Below are 17,786 nucleotides of genomic sequence, written 5' to 3'. Positions count from 1 at the left end.
GTCGTTCTTTTTGTGAAGGGACCCCCATGGCGCCGTCCACCAGCCTCACCGCGCCCGAGCGCGCCGAGCACCCCACCCCGACCTACGAGAAGGTCGACCGCCGCAGCCCCTGGGGCACCGCCCTGCGCACCGCCGCCCTGGCCGCCACCGTGGTCACCCTGGTACTGCTGGCCTTCCTGTGGCCCGCCGTCACCTCCACCCCCAAGGACCTGCCGGTCGCCGTCGTGGGCGACCAGGCCACCGTCGACCGCATCCAGGCCGGCATGGAGCAGCAGGCCGAGCACACCGGCGGCCAGGTGCCCTTCGACCTGCAGCGCGTCGACTCCCGCGAGGCCGCCGTGCAGGGCATCCGGGAGCGCGAGCTCTACGGCGCGTTCGTCGCGCCGAAGGCCCCCACCGACCGCCTCGAGGTGCTCACCGCCGGCGCGGCCAACGCCTCGGTGGCCCAGATGCTCACCTCCGCCGGGCAGGGCATGAGCACCGCCGTCGCGCAGCAGGTGGCCCAGCAGGTGCCGGCCCAGAAGAAGGCCGCTGTGCTTCAGCAGGCGCTCGCCGGCCCGCGGGTGACTGACGTCGTGCCCCTCACCGAGGGCGACCCCCGCGGTGCCGGCCTGGCCGTGGCCTCCCTGCCGCTCACCATCGGTGGTCTGCTCGGCGGTGTGCTGCTGAGCAGCGGCGTGCGCGGCACCTGGCGCCGCCTCGTGGGCGTGCTCGCCTACGCCGCGCTCGGCGGCCTGGCGATGGTGGCCGTGCTCGACTGGTGGTTCAACCTCCTGCCCGCCCCGGGGCTCGCGCTGTGGGCCTCCATCGCGCTGAGCCTGGGTGCCACGGTGGCCCTCATCGTGGGGCTGCACAGCGCCATCGGCGCCCCCGGCATCGGCATCGGTGCGCTGCTGACCATGCTCATCGGCAACCCGATCTCCGGCGCGCAGTCCCCGGCCGAGTTCCTCCCCGGCGCGTGGGGCGCCATCGGGCAGTTCTTCGTGCCCGGCGCCACCGGCACCCTGGTGCGCGACCTGGCCTACTTCCCCGACGCGTCCACGCTGCAGCCGTGGCTGGTGCTGGCCGGCTGGCTCGCGCTGGGGCTGCTGCTCGTGGTGGTGGGCCACCACCGCACCGGCGGCCACGGGCACGAGCACGTGGAGGCCTGATGTCCGCCTCGCGCCTGACCAAGCCCTCCCCGCGCCCGGTCGAAGCGGGGGAACCCGCCGCCGCCCCGGCCGTCACCGTCCGCGGGCTGCGGGTGGTGCGCGACGGGCGTGAGGTGCTGCCCGGCATCGACCTGGAACTGCCCGCCGGGCGGGTCACCGGGCTGCTGGGCCCCTCGGGCAGCGGCAAGTCCACGTTCATCCGCGCCGTGGTGGGCGTGCAGAGGGTGACCGCCGGCGAGGTGACCGTGCTCGGGGAGCCCGCCGGGTCGCCGGCCAACCGGGCCCGCGTCGGGTACGTCACCCAGTCGCCCGCGGTGTACGCCGACCTCCCGGTGCGCGCCAACCTGCGCTACTTCGCCGCGATGGCGGGGCTCTCCGGGGCCGCCGCGCGCGATGCGGTGGAGCGGACCCTGGCGCAGGTCGACCTCACCTCCCGCGCCGACGCCCGCGTCTCGTCGCTCTCCGGAGGCCAGGCCTCCCGGGTGTCGCTGGCTGCAGCCCTGGTGGCCGACCCGCAGCTCCTCGTGCTCGACGAGCCGACGGTGGGCCTGGACCCGGTGCTGCGGCGCTCGCTGTGGGAGCTCTTCGACCGCCTCGCCGGCGAGGGGCGCACCCTGTTGGTGAGCAGTCACGTCATGGACGAGGCCACCCGTTGCGACCACCTCGTGCTGCTGCGCGAGGGGCGCGTGCTGGCCGGCCTCACGCCGGCCGAGCTGCTGGCCCGCACCGGTGCGTCCGATGCCGAGGAGGCCTTCCTGCGCCTGGTGGAGCAGGGTGCCGACCACACCCCGGAGGAGACCCGATGAGCCCCCGCCGCACCCTGGCCACGGCCGTGCGCGTGCTGCGCCAGCTGGCCGGCGACCCCCGCACCGTGGCCCTGCTGGTGGTGGTGCCGGCCGCCCTGTTGGCCCTGCTCGGCTGGGTCTTCGACTTCTCCGGCGCCTACGACCGCATCGGCCCGGTGCTGCTGCCGGTCTTCCCCTTCGTGGTGATGTTCATCGTCACCTCCGTCGCCACCCTGCGGGAGCGGCAGTCCGGCACCCTGGAGCGCCTGCTCACCACCCCCATGGCGCGGGTGGACCTGCTGGCCGGGTACGCCCTGGCCTTCACGGTGATGACCGTCCTGCAGATCGCGGCCACCTCGCTGGTGGCCCGGTGGGTGGGGCTGGAGGTGGCCGGTCCGTGGTGGGCGCTGGTGCTGGTGGCGTTGGTGTCGTCCTTCCTGGGGACCTCGCTGGGGCTGCTGGCCAGTGCCTTCGCGCGGACCGAGTTCCAGGCGGTGCAGTTCATGCCGGCGTTCGTGCTGCCGCAGTTCCTGCTCTGCGGGCTGCTCGTGCCGCGCGACCGGCTGCCCCGCGGGCTGGAGCTGGTGAGCGACGTGTTGCCGCTCAGCTACGCGGTGGACGCCGTGCAGCACGTGCGTGACCACACCGACCTGGGTGCCGACCTCTGGCGCCCGATGTGGGTGCTGCTCGCCTTCGCGGTGATGGCGCTCGTGGGTGCGGCGCTCACCGTGCCCCGCCGGACGGAGTGACCCGGGGGCCTGCGGGTCCCGCCTCGCAGGGCGACACTGTTGGTCTGCTGTCAACCGGCTGTCGGGCGTCGTCCACCATGGCTGAATCGCCCTCCTGCTCCTTGACACACACACACGGCGAGGCTGGATAGGTGGTGTCCTCCACGTCGGGGGGTGACCACACACACGGGGAGAAATCCATGAAGAAGATCGTCGTTGCGACCCTGCTCGCCTCCGGACTGATGGTGGGCTCGGCCTCTGCCGCCTGGGAGGTGGCAGAGAGCCGGACCACCGGAGGCCACGCGAAGAACGCGTCCAGTTCCGACTGGAATCGGCACGTCTACGTCTGCGACACCTTGGACGACGGCCACGAGATGGAGGTGCAGGCGCGAATGGGCACCTGGACCGCGCGAGCGCGCGATTCGAAGGGTGGTTCGTGCGAGCACCTGACCCAGACGAGTTCTGTTGAGGAGTTCCGGTCCTGCAGGCTCATGATCTTCGACCAGTGCGGTGGCTGGGTCGAGCCGAAGCGCGTCTGGAAGAACTGACAGAACTCTCATGGTGGGTGGGCTGGCGTGGCCGGCCCACCCACCACCACTGTGTAGAAAGGCGACCATGAAGCACGAGCCCGCGCTGGCCATCGAGCATCTCGGCGTGACCTATGACCGAACCGTCATCGAGGACTTCTCCCTCATCGTGGAACGCGGGCAGTCCGTCGCGCTCATGGGCCCCAGTGGTTCCGGCAAGAGCAGCATCCTGGCGTGTGCGGTGGGTATGCAGCGGCCCACGCGCGGATCGGTCGCGGTGGACGGGAACGACCTGTCGCGCGCCCGCCCCTCCCGGCGCGCCCGCCTCCGCCGCGAGCTGATGGGGGTGGCGTACCAGGACGCGGGCCTGCTGCCCGAGTTGAGCGTGGCGGAGAACGTCGCCGTGACCCTGCTCTTCGACGGTGTGCCGCGCTCGAAGGCCCTCTCGATGGCGTCTGACTCACTGGCTGCAGTGGGTCTCACCGACCACGTGGACAAGCCGGTCGACCAGATCTCGGGTGGTCAGGCACAGCGGGTGTCCATCGCCCGTGCGCTGGTGCGGCCGTCCGCCGTCCTGCTGGTGGCGGACGAGCCCACGGCCAGCCTCGACCAGGACACGGCGGCCGACATCATCAGCCTTCTGGGCGAACGCGTTCACGACACGGGGGTGGGTGCCCTCATCGCCACGCACGACCCGGCTGTCGCGGCAGCCTGTGACACCGTCATCGACCTGCGTGATCACCGATGAGGGGCGGCTGGGCTCCGGCGTGGCGACTCGCCCGCGGCCTCGCGTTGAGCGCGAACCCGCGGCAGCGCTGGCGCCAGGTGAGCATCGTCTTCTCCGCGGCAGTGGCCACCGTCGCCCTCCTGGTGACCGCGATGATGGCCGCACACCTGCTGGTGGTCGACGACCACCTGGATGCGCGACGGCCGAACGTCGGCGGAACAGCCGTCGCCGACTGGGGAAAGTCCATGCCCATCCTGCCTGAGGGGTTGGGTCAGATCCCCATCCAGTGGATCAGCCCCGACCCCGGCCATGAGAACGATCCGTCGTTGGTGCCCCCGGGGCTGGATCGCCTCCCCGCCCCGGGGGAGGCAGTCATCTCCCCGGGGCTCGCGCGGCACGGTCTGACCGCCGAGGACCTCGGGCTGCGCCCGAGTGACGCGGGCACGGGTGAGGGCGGCACCATCGGGGACGACTTCCTGATCTCACGCAGTGAGGGCTACGCCATCGCCCGCCCACCCGAGGGTCAGAAGCTGGACCAGGACTTCGTCAAGCGCATCTCGGGCTACGGCCCGGGCGAGGCGCGGGTGGGCTACGTCGAGACCACATTGGATGCGCCGGCCGGTGTCCCCGGCGCGGTGTCCGTCCTCGCGCTGGTTTTTCTACCAGCACTTCTCCTGCTGGGGACAGCGGCGCGTGCCGTGGGTGGGGTCACCCGGGAACGTGCCGAGCGCCTGTGGCGGCTGGGAGTCAGCGCGGCATCGATCCGCCGGGTGGTCGTGTTGGAGACGGGCGTCCTGGCGTTGCTCGGAGCCGTATCGGGGGCCCTTGCCTGGCTCCTGATCTTGAGCTGGCGGACCAGCTGGCCCGGCAACGATGCGGTGCTCCTCCCGGCCGCGCGGGGCAGTTGGTGGATGCCGGCGGTGGTCACCCCCCTGACGGTCGGGGTGGCCGTCCTCTGGGCCACCACGGCCAGGGTGGTGCCCCAGGTGCGCCGTTCTGGGGTGCGATGGGGGGACTGGGCGATCCTGCCCCTCATCGCCGCCTTCGTGTGCCTGGGCCTGGCGGTCCCCCTGCCAGAGTTGCTGGGCCAGAAGAACGCGGACCTGTCGATGCAGCTGCTGATGGTGGGCGCCGTGCTGGTGATCGCGGGACTGCCCCTGGGGCTTCCCGTGCTCGCTCGATGGGTGTCCGGGCTGTTCGCCCGCTCCGGCAACCCCACTCGCTGGCTCGCCGCCAAGCGTCTGGGCGGTGGCTCGGCACGGCTGGCCCGCGCGGGTGCCTTCGTGGGGATCCTGGTGTTCATCATCGGCTCGGAGGTCTCTCTCTATGAAGGAACGGGCGGTGGCCCGGCGTTCGCGGAGTCAGGCGGCTCGGCGAAGGTCTGGACGGCCTACTGGGCTGATGCGCCCGAGGGGTTCGTCGGCACGCTCCAGGAGAGGGCCGAGCAGGCCGGTGGGCGGGTGGAGCCGAACCGCCAGGGCACCGGCGGGGCCGTGGTGTTCCGTGACTGTGCCGCCGCCGAGGACTTCTTCGGCACGCAGGTGCCGGCCAAGCAGTGCGGCGGGGTGGGGACGGACGGCGCTCGCGCCGTTGCCCGGGTCAGCGAGGTTCTGATCGGGGATCCCACGCGTCACGCGCCGTCCGACTACGTTCTGGTCAGCGGTCCGCTGGACTGGAACGGGGCCGATGCTCTGCGTCTCTTCCAGGGGTCCACCGAGCCGGTCCTCATGCAGAAGCTTGGGCCAGACACGGACTTCCAGCACCCCGGAACGGACTGGATGCGTACCGGCGTCCTCGCGGCATCACTCCTGCTCCTGTTGGGCATGTTGCGCGTGCTGGGTGACCGGGCCATCGAGACCACCGGGGAGCATCGCGCCCTGGAGCGGGCCGGGCTGCATCCCGATGAGGCGGCGCGCACCACGGTCGTGGCGACCCTCCTGCCCGTGGCCCTGGCGGTGCCGATCGGTGTGGCGGCTGCCTACCTCTTCGCCTACGTGGGCGGCACGGCGGAGTACACCACCGAGAACTACCTGCTCGTGACGGCGGTGTCACTGGCGGTGGCAGGGGTGTGCGTGGCCGTCATCGTGGGGACCCTGGTGTGGCAACGCCGTGCCAGGGCCTGACTGCAGCGGTGGTCACGGCGTCACCAGGAAGACGTGAGCCGGTGGCGTGTGTGTGAGGAAGTGATTGCTGGGCTCGCGGGCGTGTGACGAGGTGGTCGCCCTGGCGGCCGAAGCGTTACACGGGAGGGTCATGCGTCACCGTCGAGACAGCCACGCATGGTCATCTCGACAGTCGACATGACCATTCGTGGACGTCTCGAGGTGCCCGGGCCACCCCTCCCAGGCCGCCTCGCCGGGGCCCCGGGTCGCCGCCGGTTCTCCGCGCCATGCCACCGAACCCGGCCGGACACAACATGTGGGGGTGGCGCCGCGCCACAGGCCCCGTATATGGTGCGGGTGCTGGTTCTCCCCGGCACGGCCAACGGCCCGGACGTGCAGCTTCACAGCACGCCACCGCCGCGCAGCACCACTGCGCGGCAGGGCGCCCGGCGACCGAGCCCCAGGGAGAGGCAAGAGGGAACCCGGTGCGAGTCCGGGACTGCCCCGCAGCGGTATTCGGGAACGACCGCCGTCACACAGCACTGGGTGCAGCCAGCACCTGGGAAGCGACGGCCAGTAGGCACCCGTCCGGCACCTGCCGGACGCCTCGGTGACGAGGACGCCCGTGAGTCCGAAGACCTGCCAGCGCCCGGCCGCGACCGCGGCCGGTCCGTCGAGCCGCGCGGGACGGCTGGCAGACGCACGTCCGGACACGGGCGCCGGCACCGCCGTGCCGCGCGCCCACCGCTGCCCGGCCGGCCGACGCCCCCACCCCTCGCGGCGCGAGCTCGCGAGGAGAGGGCATGACCACCCACACCGCCGGCCCCGGCACCCCCGCCCAGCCCACCCTGGACGGCACCCCCACCACCTCCCGCCACCCGATGCGCGTCGTCAAGCGCAGCGGTGAGCACGAGGAGGTCGACCTGGCCAAGATCGTCACCGCCATCGAGCGCTGCACCGACGGCCTGCCCGAGGTAGACCCCATGCGCGTGGCCACCCGCACCATCGCCGGCCTCTACGACGGCGCCACCACCGCCGAACTGGACAAGCTCGCCATCGCCACCGCTGCGGAGATGACCGCCACCGAGCCGCAGTACTCCCGCCTGGCCGGACGGCTGCTGGCCGGCACCATCGACAAGGAGGTGCGCGGCCAGGGCATCGCCACCTTCAGCCAGGCCGTGCGTACCGGCCACGAGCAGGGCCTCATCGGCGACGTGACCGCCGCCTTCGTCGCCGAGCACGCCAGCCTCCTGGACGATGCCGTGCACCGCGCTCAAGCCGCCCACGCCGACTGGCGCTTCGACTACTTCGGCCTGCGCACCGTGTACGACCGCTACCTGCTGCGCCACCCCCTCACGCGGGCGGTCATCGAGTCGCCCCAGTACTGGCTGATGCGCGTGGCCGCCGGGCTCTCGCGCACCGCGCCGGAGGCGGTGGAGTTCTACGAGCTGCTCTCCTCCCTAGCCTACCTGCCCAGCTCGCCGACCCTGTTCAACTCCGGCACCCGCCACACGCAGATGTCCAGCTGCTACCTCATCGACTCCCCGCGCGACGACCTCGACTCCATCTACGAGCGCTACCACCAGGTGGCCAAGCTCTCGAAGTTCGCCGGCGGCATCGGCCTGGCCTTCTCCCGCATCCGCTCCCGCGGGGCGCTGATCCGCGGCACCAACGGCCACTCCAACGGCATCGTGCCGTGGCTGCGCACGTTGGACTCCTCGGTGGCGGCGGTCAACCAGGGCGGCCGGCGCAAGGGTGCGGCGTGCATCTACCTCGAGCCGTGGCACCCGGACGTCGAGGAGTTCCTCGAGCTGCGCGACAACACCGGCGAGGACGCCCGCCGCACGCACAACCTCAACCTGGCCCACTGGATCCCCGACGAGTTCATGCGCCGTGTGGAGGCTGATGGGGAGTGGTCCCTCATCGACCCCGATGCCGTGCCGGAGCTGCCCGACCTGTGGGGCCCGGCCTTCGACGCCGCCTACCGCGCCGCCGAGGAGCGCGGTGACGTGGTGCGCACCGTCTCGGCGCGCTACCTCTACGGACGCATGATGCGGACCCTGGCCCAGACCGGCCAGGGGTGGATGACCTTCAAGGACGCCTCCAACCGGGCGTGCAACCAGACCAGCGACGACCAGACGCCGCGGGTGGCCGCCGACGGCACCGTCCAGCCGGCCCCGGTGGTGCACCTGAGCAACCTGTGCACCGAGATCATCGAGGTCACCAGCAACGACGAGACCGCCGTGTGCAACCTGGGGTCGGTGAACCTCGCCCAGCACCTCCGATGGAGTGACGGCACCACGGGTGCCCGCCCGCAGGACGCCGCCGCACGCGCGGTCGGCGTGGACGAGGAGAAGCTGCGCGCCACGGTGCGGCTGGCGGTCACCTACCTGGACCGCGTCATCGACATCAACTACTACCCCTCCGAGCAGGCGGCGGCGTCCAACCCGCGCTGGCGCCCCATCGGCCTGGGCTCGATGGGTTTGCAGGACGTGTTCTTCGCCCTGCGGATGCCGTTCGACTCGCCGGAGGCGCGCGAGCTGAGCACCCGGATCGCCGAGGAGATCCAGCTCTCCGCGCTGGAACGCTCGGCCGAACTCGCCGAGCAGCTCGGGGCACACCCGAGCTTCGACGAGACGCGGGCTGCGAAGGGCCAGCTGCAGCACGACCTGTACGGGGTGACCCCCACGCAGACCGAGCGGTGGGCGGCGGTGCGCGCCCGCATCGCCGAGCACGGCCTGCGCAACTCGCTGATGATCGCCATCGCGCCCACGGCGACGATCGCCAGCATCGCCGGCTGCTACGAGTGCATCGAGCCGCAGGTGAGCAACCTGTTCAAGCGCGAGACGCTCTCGGGGGAGTTCATGCAGGTGAACACCGCGCTGGTGGGCGAGCTGAAGTCCCTGGGTCTGTGGACCGACACGGTGCGCGAGAAGCTCAAGGCCGACAACGGGTCGGTGGCCGGCATCGCCGACCTGCCGGAGGAGGCCCGGCGGCTGTTCCGCACCGCGTGGGAGCTGCCGCAGAAGGCGCTCATCGAGATGGCCGCGGCCCGCCAGGCGTACGTGGACCAGAGCCAGAGCCTGAACCTGTTCATGGAGAGCCCCCACATCGGCAAGCTGAGCTCGATGTACCTGTACGCGTGGAAGGCCGGGCTGAAGACCACGTACTACCTGCGCAGCCGGCCGGCCACCCGCATCCAGCAGGCCACCGTGTCCGGTGTGCGTGCCGGCGCGAGCTGGGGCGCCGCGACGGGTGCCCCGGGCGCCAGCCAGCCCACGGCCCCTGGTGCGCCGGGCGTGGTCGGCGGGCTCACCGCATCGGAGCCGGTGCGGACCTTCACCGATGCCGAGGCGCTCGCCTGCTCGCTGGAGAACCCCGAGGCCTGTGAGGCCTGCGAGTAAGGCACCCGCGCACCCCACCCCCCGCGCACCCCACCCCCCCCCACGTTGAGTCGTCGTTCTCCGGGGTCCGGAGGGCTGATTCACCCCGAGGAACGACGACTCAACATCGATGAGGAGACTCCCGTGACCCAGCCGACCGACCCGACCAACCAGACCGTCACCAAGAACCAGGCCGCCGCCACCCACACCGACCACGTGGAGGCCGACCTGCACGACGCCGTGGCCCAGGGCTCCCGCCTGCTCGACCCCGGCATGTCGCTCACCCTGCGGCCGATGCGCTACCCGCAGTTCTACGAGATGTTCCGCGACGCCATCAAGAACACGTGGACGGTCGAGGAGATCGACCTCCACAGCGACCTGTCGGACCTGCACACCAAGCTGACCCCCGCCGAGCGCCACCTCGTGAGCCGCCTGGTGGCCTTCTTCGCCACCGGCGACACGATCGTGGCCAACAACCTGGTGCTCAACCTGTACCAGCACGTCAACTCCCCGGAGGCGCGCCTGTACCTCAGCCGGCAGCTGTTCGAGGAGGGCGTCCACATCCAGTTCTACCTGACCCTGCTCGACACCTACGTCCCGGACGAGGCCGAGCGCTTCGAGGCCTTCGCCGCCGTGGAGAACATCCCCTCCATCCGCAAGAAGGCCGAGTTCTGCTTCCGGTGGATCGACTCCATCCAGGACCTGGACCGCCTGGAGACCAAGGAGCAGCGCCGCCAGTTCCTGCTGAACCTCATCTGCTTCGGCACCTGCATCGAGGGCCTGTTCTTCTACGGCGCGTTCGCCTACGTGTACTTCCTGCGCAGCCGGGGTCTGCTCAACGGTCTCGCCTCGGGCACCAACTGGGTGTTCCGCGACGAGTCGATGCACATGGCCTTCGCCTTCGAGGTGGTGGAGACCGTGCGCACCGAGGAGCCCGACCTGTTCGATGCGGAGATGGCCGGCCAGGTGCGGCAGATGCTCATGGAGGCCGTCGACGCGGAGGCGCAGTTCGCCGAGGACCTGCTGGGTGGCGGCGTGGCCGGGCTGTCGGTGGCCGACATGCGCGCCTACCTGGAGAACGTGGCCGACCGCCGCGCCGTGCAGCTGGGCATGCCGGAGATCTACGGCACCAAGAACCCGTTGGCGTTCATGGAGCTCCAGGACGTGCAGGAGCTGAGCAACTTCTTCGAGCGCCGCGTGTCCGCGTACCAGGTGGGCGTGGAGGGCAGCGTCTCGTTCGACGAGGACTTCTGAGCCGCTGACTCAGAACCCGCACTGCCCGATGGGGGGGTGGTCGCCACGTGGCGACCACCCCCCCCATCGGCGTCGTGCCCGTCCAGGGGCCGGGCTGGACGCGCGTCAGACGCGGACCGGCTCCGGTGCCCGCAGCTGGTTGTCCTCGTCGTTGGTCTCGGACTCGTCGAAGCCGATGCCGCCGTAGGAGGCCGTGGGGACGGGGTCGGCGCTGGTCGCCTTGCCGGTGGCGCTGATCTGCAGCTGCAGCACGGAACCGGCCGGGATCGGCTGGTTGAGGGACCAGTCGGTGTCGAGGCCCGCGCTGTCGCGCCTGGTCTCCAGCGTGACCGGCTGGCCGTCGAGGGTCGCGGACTCGCACCGGAAGGTCTCGAAGTACTCCCCCCAGGTGTGGACGTTGCCATCATCCACGTAGGTGGAGTTGGCGAAGTAGTACACCGAGATGTCGGCGGGAACGGGGTTCGGGCCGTCACTGGTGACGGTGATCGTCGAGGGGTAGGCGATGTCGGCGGCGCCATCGCTGCACTCCACGCGCACGGTGTCGAAGGTGCCGGAGATGGCACCGTTCCACGGGGTCACCTCGCCGTATTTCACCTCCAGCACCCGGGTGTCGTTGGACGGGTCGGCGTCCGGCACCTGGGTTGCGATGTCGATCGTCATCGGCAGGTAGTCCTGCCGCACCTCGGTCACGCCGTCCTCGGGCATCTCGGAGAAGGCGATGTCCATGCTCGGACCCTCGTACTGCCCGGGCTCCACCGCAGCGATGACGGCGAACACGGCGGTCACCAGGTCACCATCCGTGGTGGTGGTCGGCTCGGAGAGCAGCGCCGGGTTGTAGTCCGTCAGGTCGCCCCACAGGCGCCGGTCCCAGGAGACGGTCAGGGTCACCCCGGTGGCGGGGGAGGCAGTGGTCCCGGTGTTCTCCAGCGTCCATACCCCGAGGTTGGCGCGGTTCCAGGCGTCCCGCTCGGGGGTGTACCAGGTGATCATCTGGCCCTTGTAGCTGGCTGCATTCAGGTCGTAGGTGGCCCCGCTGGCCGCGACCGCCGGAGCGGCGCCGGCGGCCAGGACGACCGGAGCGCTCCACGCTCCGGTCCTCACGAGGGTGCGACGGGTCAGGTTCATGGTTCCCCCTGGTGGGTCGACGACGAGTGCCGGATGCCCCCGGCGGCTCGATGTTAAAGCGATCCGGGAGTCCCGTGACCCGCCGACGGGCGGACCCCTGCGCGGTGTGCCTGCACCTTCGGTGGGGGCGGCCGCCACGGCGCTCAGCCGCGCGCCGATGTGCACCAGCGCGTTGCCGGCGTTGACCAGCGGCATCCCGGTGCGCCCCACCACCATCCCGTCGCGGTCGGCCTTGACCACGGCCAGGGCGCGCCCGAACGAGTTCCCCAGGCCCCCCAGGCGGTCACCCCGGGTGACCTCCTGGCCCAGGGCGCACTCCACCTGGAGGATGCCGGTGCGCCGCGCTCGCGGGCCGCCTGCCGCAGCGACCTGTCGCGGATCTGCGCGTGCAGCATCGCCGGCGCACCGAACGCGGTGGCCAACCGGCGGGTCAGGTCGTCGTCCAGGTCGGCCCGCACCCGTCGGATCACCTCCACGCCCACCACCTCGGCCCCGGTGACGGTGCGCGTCACCGGCAGCTCCACCTTCTGGGCACGCCCGGCACGCACCCGCACCGGCCCGATGCCGAAGCTCTCGCGGGCCACTCAGCGCCCCCGGTTGCGGCGGCGGTCGTGCACCGGACGGGTCACCTCCACCGCGTCGGCCTCGGACTCCTGCCAGGGGTTCACCCAGAAGGTCACCTGCTCGGTGCCGTCGGCGTCGGGCAGGGCGACGAGTTCCGCTCCACCGTGCACCGCGGCGGCAGCGTGGAGCCGGTCACCCTCGCCCCGGCCTACGAGGAGACCGCGGTGCGCGCCGCCCAGATCATGGGCCTGCGGGTGGCCGGCGTGGCCGAGCTGCTCGTGCACGCCGGCCACGAGCTGGTGGGCCGCACCCTGGCCGACTCCGGCCTCAGCGCAGGCTGAGGTCGTCCACGAGGAAGGACGTCTGGCCGCCGGAGTCCTCGGTGGCGGTGAGCTCCAGCACCACGGTCTGCCCCGCCCACCGGGCCAGGTCGGCGGTGCGGGTGGTGTAGGTGCTGCCGTGGTCGGCATTGGAGAAGGAGGCCACGGTGCCCAGCAGGCGGCCGTCGGTGCCCAGCACGCGCACCTGCATGCGGTCGTACGGCTGGGAGCGGTAGTACTCCGAGCTGTCCACGCGCAGGCGGAAGGCGAGCGTGGTGGCCCCCTGCGGCACGGTCACCCTCTGGCGCACGGTCTCGGTGCGGGCCTGCCCGTAGCCGCCGAGCCACAGCTTGGAGCTGCCGCTGGCCGCGGTGTACTGCGCGGAGTTGATGGTCCACGTGTCGCCGGTCCAGCCGGTGGTCCCGGCCTCGAAGTCGCCGTTGACGATGCCGCCGGTGGGCTGCGGGTCGGTCGTGGTGCCCCCGGCGGTGAGGGCGGTGGTGTCCAGCAGCAGGTTGGGCGAGCCGTAGGTGCCGCTGACCATGCCCTGGGTGGCGGTCTGCCGCAGGGCGGAGGCCACCTGCTGCACGGTGGCGGTGGGGTTCTTCTGCAGGTAGAGCGCCGCCGCGCCGGCCACGTGCGGGGCGGCCATGGAGGTGCCGCTCATGGTGGCCCAGCTGGCGTCGCCGGAGATGCCGGCCGAGAGCACGTTGCTGCCCGGGGCGAGCAGGTTGACGCACTGGCCGTAGTTGGAGAACCCGGAGAGCCGGTCGTACCGGTCGGTGGAGCCGACGGTGAACGCCCCGGAGGCACGCCCCGGCGAGGTGGAGCAGGCGTCGGCGGAGTAGTTGCCGGCGGCCACCACGGAGAGCACCCCGCTGGCGTTGAGGCGGTTGACGGCGGCGTCCACCGAGCTGTTGGCCGGGCCCTGGATGCTCAGGTTGGCCACCGACGGGCCGGAGTGGTTCTGCGCCACCCAGTCGATGCCGCCGATGATCCCCGCCCAGGAGCCCTGGTTGTCGCAGCCCAGCACCCGCACCGGCACGATGCTGACGTCCTTGGCCACGCCGTAGGTCTCGCCGCCGACGGTGCCGGCCACGTGGGTGCCGTGCCCGGCGCAGTCGTTGGTGCCCCAGCCGTCGTTGACGAAGGTCACGCCCTGGCGCACGCGGCCGGAGAAGTCCTGGTGGCTGGCCCGCACCCCGGTGTCGATGACGTAGGCCGTCACCCCGGCCCCGGTCTGCTGGAACGAGTAGGTCCCCGAGAGCGGCAGCCGGTCCTGGTCCACGCGGTCCAGGCCCCACGGGGCGTTGGCCTGCGTGCCACTGCCGGTCACCACGGCATCGGGCGCCACGCTGGCGATGCCGGGGGTGCGGCGCAGCTCCGCGGCCTCGGCGTCGGTGAGCTCCACGGTGTAGCCACCCACGCCGCGGAAGCGCTGGGAGACCTCCAGGCCGCGCCCGCGGGCACGGTCCGCCTGGCGGTCGGTGGCCCGGGCGACGGCGGCCCGGGCGGTGGGCGAGGCCATCGCGGCCGGCCCACGGCGTGCGGCGTCGGGCAGGTCCACCATCACGATGTGGAGGCGGCGGCCGTCGGTGTCGGCGGACCCGGCAGCGGCGGGCGCGAGGTCGGAGGATCCGCCCACCGGCGCGGCGGGCAGCGGCAGGGCGGTGGCAGCGGTGGTGGCGCCGGCCAGGGAGGCGACGGTCAGGGCGAGCAGGGAGCGGGTCAGTGTGCGCACGGCGGGGTCCTTCGGCATCGAGGGGGAGGGGAGGACGGCAAGGGGTGGTGCACGAGGTGCGGGGTGCCCCTCAGGACACCCCGCACCGTTCACACGTGGCGGGAGGTCAGCGCACCGCGACGTCGTCCACGAGGAAGGACGTCCGGGAGCTGTTGTCCTCGGTGGCCGTGAAGCGCAGCGTCACCTTCTGACCGGCGTAGCCGGACAGGCTGTTGCTCCGGGCGGCGTAGGAGGTGTTCTCGTTGTCGTTGCCGTAGGTGGCCAGGGTCTTCAGCACGGTGCCGGAGGGGCTCAGCAGCTGCACCTTCATCGAGTCGTAGCGCGGGCTGCCGGAGAACTCGCGGGAGTCGATGCGCAGCTTGTAGTCCAGCGCGGTGGCGCCCGCGGGGATGGTGAGGGTCTGGTCCACCGTGTGGGTCACCGCGTACCCCTCGCCACCCAGCCACAGCTTGTTGCTGCCCGAGGAGGCGGTGTAGCCGTCGTTGCCGATGGCCCAGGTGTCGCCGGTCCAGCCCGTGGCGCCGGCCTCGAAGTCACCGTTGACCACGACACCGGTCACCGGGTCGGGGTCCGGGGTGGTGGTGTCGTTGCCCAGCAGGGCGGTGGTGTTGAGCATGAGGTTGGGCGAGCCCTGCACGTTGGTGATGGTGTTGGGCGTGGCCGAGGACTTCAGCGCGTTGGTCACCTGGGAGACCGAGGCGGTGGGGTTCTCCTGCAGGTAGAGCGCGGCGGCGCCGGCCACGTGCGGGGAGGCCATCGACGTGCCGGAGATGGTGTTGGCGGCCGTGTCGGAGTCCTTCCACGCCGAGGTGATGTCCGAGCCGGGCGCCAGGATGTCCACGCACGAGCCCCAGTTGGAGAACCAGGACAGCGAGTCGGTCCGGTCCGTGGACCCCACGGTGATGGCCGAGCTGGCGCGGGCCGGGGAGACGTTGCACGCGTTCTGCTGCTCGTTGCCCGCCGCCACCACGGTGACCACGCCGGAGGCGGTCAGGCGCGCCACGGCGGCGTCGGTGGCGGCGTCGGCGTACCCGCCCAGGCTCATGTTGGCCACGGACGGACCGGTGTGCTTCTGGGCCACCCAGTCCATCGCGGCGATGATGCCGGCGGTGGGCCCGCTGCCGTCGCAGCCGAGCACGCGCAGCGGCACGAGCTTGACGTCCTTGGCCACGCCGTAGGTCTCGCCGCCGACGGTGCCGGCCACGTGGGTGCCGTGACCCTGGCAGTCGTTGGTGCCCATGCCGTCGTTGATGGCGCTGGCGCCGCCGGAGACGCGGCCCGAGAGGTCGCCGTGGGTGGCGCGGATGCCGGTGTCGATGACGTAGGCGGTCACGCCCGCACCGGTCTGGGAGTAGCTGTACGTGCCGTTGAGCGGCATGTCCGCCTGGTCCACGCGGTCCAGACCCCACGGGGCGCTGGTCTGGCTGCCGGCCACCGACACGGTGCGGTTCTCGGTCACCGAGGCCACGGACGGGTCGTTGCGCAGGGCCCTGACCTGGGCCGGGGTGAGGTCGGCGGTGAAGCCACCGAGCGCGGTGAAGCGGTCGCCCACCCTGACGCCCTTGGCGGCCCAGCGGTCGGCCTGCTTCTGGGTGGCACGGGCCACGGCGGGCTGGGCGGTGGGGGACGCCATGGCCGAGGGGCCGGACCTCACAGTGGAGGGGAGCTCCAGCATCACGATGTAGCCGGAGTCGGGGACGTCGAGCAGCTCGGCCTGCTGCGCGGCGGGCTGGGCGTCGGGGGCGGTGAACGGCGCGGCGGTGGCGCTACCGGCACCCAGGGTGAGGGCGGTGGCGGCGGTGAGGGCGAGGGTGGTACGCGACAGGCGCATCGGAACTCCTTGTGCGAGGGGTGGCCGGGCGAGGGGGGAGGGGGTGTGCGAGCCCGGCCGGTAGACGGAGTTTCTGGTGCGGTGTGGGAGGAGGACAGGTACCTGACCAAGTCTTGACCCGTTCTTGGGCAAAGCGGGACGGGGTGACCGGTCCTCCTTGACCGATCACCCCGTCGGGGGGTGGTGCTCAGGCCGAGGGTTGACCCATCTCGGCGGCGTCGAGCAGCAGGTTGGGCGACCCGTTGGTGCCGCCCACCGCATCGGGGGTGGCGGTCCGCTGCAGGGCCGAGGTGAGATCGGCGACCGTGGCCTCGGGGTGCTGCTGCAGGTGCAGCGCGGCAGCGCCGGCCACGTGTGGGGCGGCCATCGAGGTGCCGCTCATGGTGGTCCAGGCCGTGTCCCCGGCGATGCCGGCCGAGACCACGTCGCTGCCCGGGGCGAGCAGGTTGACGCACTGGCCGTAGTTGGAGAAGTCCGAGAGCCGGTCGGCGGAGTCGGTGGAGCCCACGCTCAGCGCGCCCTCGGCACGGCCCGGGGAGGTGGAGCAGGCGTCGGCCGAGAAGTTGCCGGCGGCCACCACCGAGAGCACCCCGCTGGCGGTGAGGCGGTTCACCGCCTCGTCCACGGCCTCGTTGGCCGGGCCCTGGATGCTCAGGTTGGCCACCGACGGGCCGGAGTGGTTCTGCGCCACCCAGTCGATCCCGGCGATGATGCCGTCCCACGACCCGCGGTTGTCGCAGCCCAGCACGCGCACCGGCACCAGGGACACGTCCTTGGCCACGCCGTAGGTCTCTCCGCCGACGGTGCCGGCCACGTGCGTGCCGTGCCCGGCGCAGTCCTCGGTGCCCCACCCGTCCTCGACGAAGCCCGCCCCCTGGCCGACGCGACCCGAGAAGTCCTGGTGGGTGGAGCGGATGCCGGTGTCGATGACGTAGGCGGTGACGCCCTCGCCGGTGGACTCGTAGCTGTACGAGCCGTCCAGCGGCAGGGCCTCCTGGTCCACGCGGTCCAGGCCCCACGGGGCGTCGGCCTGCGTCTCGGCGCCGCCCACCGCGCCGTCGCGGGAGACCGCGGCCACGCCGGGGGCCCTACGCAGCGCCTCGGCCTGCGCGGGGGTGGCGCGCACGGTGTACCCGCCGATGCCGTGCAGGCGGCGGCCCACCTCCAGGCCGCGGGCGGTGGCCTCCTCGGCGCGCTGGTCGGTGGTGCGGGCCACGGCGGCGCGTGCGGTGGGGGCGGCCAGGGACCCGGCGGCGGAGGCCTGCGCGGGCAGGTCGAGCACCACCAGCCAGGTGGTGCGGCCCGAGGCGTCCAGTGCGCCGGGGGCCGTGGGAGCAGCGGGGGCCGGGGCGCCGGCATCGAGCAGGGGTGCCGCGGTGGAGGCGGCGGGTGCGGCCACCAGGCCCAGCGCGGCCAGGGCGACGAACGGGCGGGAGGGGTGGTGCGAGCGGTTCACGGGGGTCTCCGGGGTGTGAGGGGCGAGAGCCGTGGGAGCGGGGATGCGTCGTGCCGGGCCCCGGGTCCGGGACCCGGCACGACGGGTGGGGC

The 17,786-nt window shown here is 72.3% G+C and carries 13 protein-coding genes, 1 pseudogene and 1 riboswitch; of the genes and pseudogenes, 9 read left to right on the top strand and 5 right to left on the bottom strand.

The window, feature by feature from the left end; translation table 11 throughout:
- Positions 1-26 precede the first annotated feature (26 nt).
- The 8 genes from ACFFHC_RS10995 to ACFFHC_RS10960 all read left to right on the top strand — a co-directional run bounded on the left by ACFFHC_RS10995 (position 27) and on the right by ACFFHC_RS10960 (position 10,657).
- Positions 27-1,151, top strand: coding sequence for a hypothetical protein (locus tag ACFFHC_RS10995; protein WP_379805396.1), 1,125 nt, complete (start codon positions 27-29; stop codon positions 1,149-1,151).
- Entirely contained in the window at positions 1,151-1,957 is an 807-nt protein-coding gene (locus ACFFHC_RS10990) for an ABC transporter ATP-binding protein (RefSeq protein WP_083323729.1), read from the top strand. Before ACFFHC_RS10995 ends, ACFFHC_RS10990 begins: the two co-directional genes overlap by 1 nt.
- Positions 1,954-2,685 carry an ABC transporter permease gene (locus ACFFHC_RS10985; RefSeq protein WP_379805392.1) on the top strand — a complete coding sequence of 244 codons (732 nt, stop codon included), beginning with the start codon at positions 1,954-1,956 and terminating at the stop codon, positions 2,683-2,685. The genes ACFFHC_RS10990 and ACFFHC_RS10985 overlap by 4 nt, the downstream gene beginning before the upstream one ends.
- A 179-nt stretch (positions 2,686-2,864) precedes the next feature.
- Positions 2,865-3,212 (top strand): hypothetical protein, encoded by a 348-nt coding sequence (locus ACFFHC_RS10980; RefSeq protein WP_070706044.1) that lies wholly within the window; start codon positions 2,865-2,867, stop codon positions 3,210-3,212.
- A gap of 67 nt (positions 3,213-3,279) precedes the next feature.
- The gene (locus ACFFHC_RS10975; RefSeq protein ID WP_070706046.1) at positions 3,280-3,939 is read left to right on the top strand and encodes an ABC transporter ATP-binding protein; all 660 of its coding nucleotides are present in this window, start codon (positions 3,280-3,282) and stop codon (positions 3,937-3,939) included.
- 152 nt (positions 3,940-4,091) lie between these two features.
- The gene (locus ACFFHC_RS10970) at positions 4,092-6,041 is read left to right on the top strand and encodes an ABC transporter permease family protein (protein WP_379805386.1); all 1,950 of its coding nucleotides are present in this window, start codon (positions 4,092-4,094) and stop codon (positions 6,039-6,041) included.
- A 454-nt stretch (positions 6,042-6,495) separates the two neighbouring features.
- Positions 6,496-6,661, top strand: a riboswitch (cobalamin riboswitch).
- 162 nt (positions 6,662-6,823) lie between these two features.
- On the top strand, positions 6,824-9,424 hold the full coding sequence (locus ACFFHC_RS10965; RefSeq protein ID WP_379805383.1) for a ribonucleoside-diphosphate reductase subunit alpha: 2,601 nt from the start codon (positions 6,824-6,826) through the stop codon (positions 9,422-9,424).
- Positions 9,425-9,547: 123 nt separating this feature from the next.
- On the top strand, positions 9,548-10,657 hold the full coding sequence (locus ACFFHC_RS10960) for a ribonucleotide-diphosphate reductase subunit beta (protein WP_083323548.1): 1,110 nt from the start codon (positions 9,548-9,550) through the stop codon (positions 10,655-10,657).
- A gap of 105 nt (positions 10,658-10,762) precedes the next feature.
- Here the strand turns inward: ACFFHC_RS10960 and ACFFHC_RS10955 are convergent, their stop codons facing one another.
- Together ACFFHC_RS10955 and ACFFHC_RS10950 are read right to left on the bottom strand one after the other, a co-directional pair.
- On the bottom strand, positions 10,763-12,103 hold the full coding sequence (locus ACFFHC_RS10955) for a hypothetical protein (RefSeq protein ID WP_180802209.1): 1,341 nt from the start codon (positions 12,101-12,103) through the stop codon (positions 10,763-10,765).
- Between the two features lie 263 nt (positions 12,104-12,366).
- The gene (locus ACFFHC_RS10950; RefSeq protein WP_168168457.1) at positions 12,367-12,516 is read right to left on the bottom strand and encodes a hypothetical protein; all 150 of its coding nucleotides are present in this window, start codon (positions 12,514-12,516) and stop codon (positions 12,367-12,369) included.
- On the opposite strand from ACFFHC_RS10950, the pseudogene ACFFHC_RS10945 reads away from it, so the two are divergent.
- Positions 12,487-12,612: pseudogene (locus ACFFHC_RS10945) on the top strand (30S ribosomal protein S6--L-glutamate ligase); the annotation flags it as partial. The gene ACFFHC_RS10950 and the pseudogene ACFFHC_RS10945 overlap by 30 nt on opposite strands.
- Positions 12,613-12,673: 61 nt before the next feature.
- Here ACFFHC_RS10945 and ACFFHC_RS10940 read toward each other — a convergent pair.
- The 3 genes from ACFFHC_RS10940 to ACFFHC_RS10930 all read right to left on the bottom strand — a co-directional run bounded on the left by ACFFHC_RS10940 (position 12,674) and on the right by ACFFHC_RS10930 (position 17,694).
- Positions 12,674-14,407, bottom strand: a complete 1,734-nt coding sequence (locus ACFFHC_RS10940; protein WP_141494913.1) for a S8 family peptidase — start codon at positions 14,405-14,407, stop codon at positions 12,674-12,676.
- Between the two features lie 106 nt (positions 14,408-14,513).
- Positions 14,514-16,238, bottom strand: a complete 1,725-nt coding sequence (locus ACFFHC_RS10935; RefSeq protein WP_379805376.1) for a S8 family serine peptidase — start codon at positions 16,236-16,238, stop codon at positions 14,514-14,516.
- A 187-nt stretch (positions 16,239-16,425) separates the two neighbouring features.
- Entirely contained in the window at positions 16,426-17,694 is a 1,269-nt protein-coding gene (locus ACFFHC_RS10930; protein ID WP_379805358.1) for a S8 family peptidase, read from the bottom strand.
- Positions 17,695-17,786 lie beyond the last annotated feature (92 nt).

Origin of the sequence: Kytococcus schroeteri (genome assembly GCF_042433515.1) — a bacterium.
GTDB lineage: Bacteria > Actinomycetota > Actinomycetes > Actinomycetales > Dermatophilaceae > Kytococcus > Kytococcus schroeteri.
The sequence above is the reverse complement of the archived record's forward strand: the minus strand, read 5'-3'. Positions and strand labels throughout refer to the sequence as shown.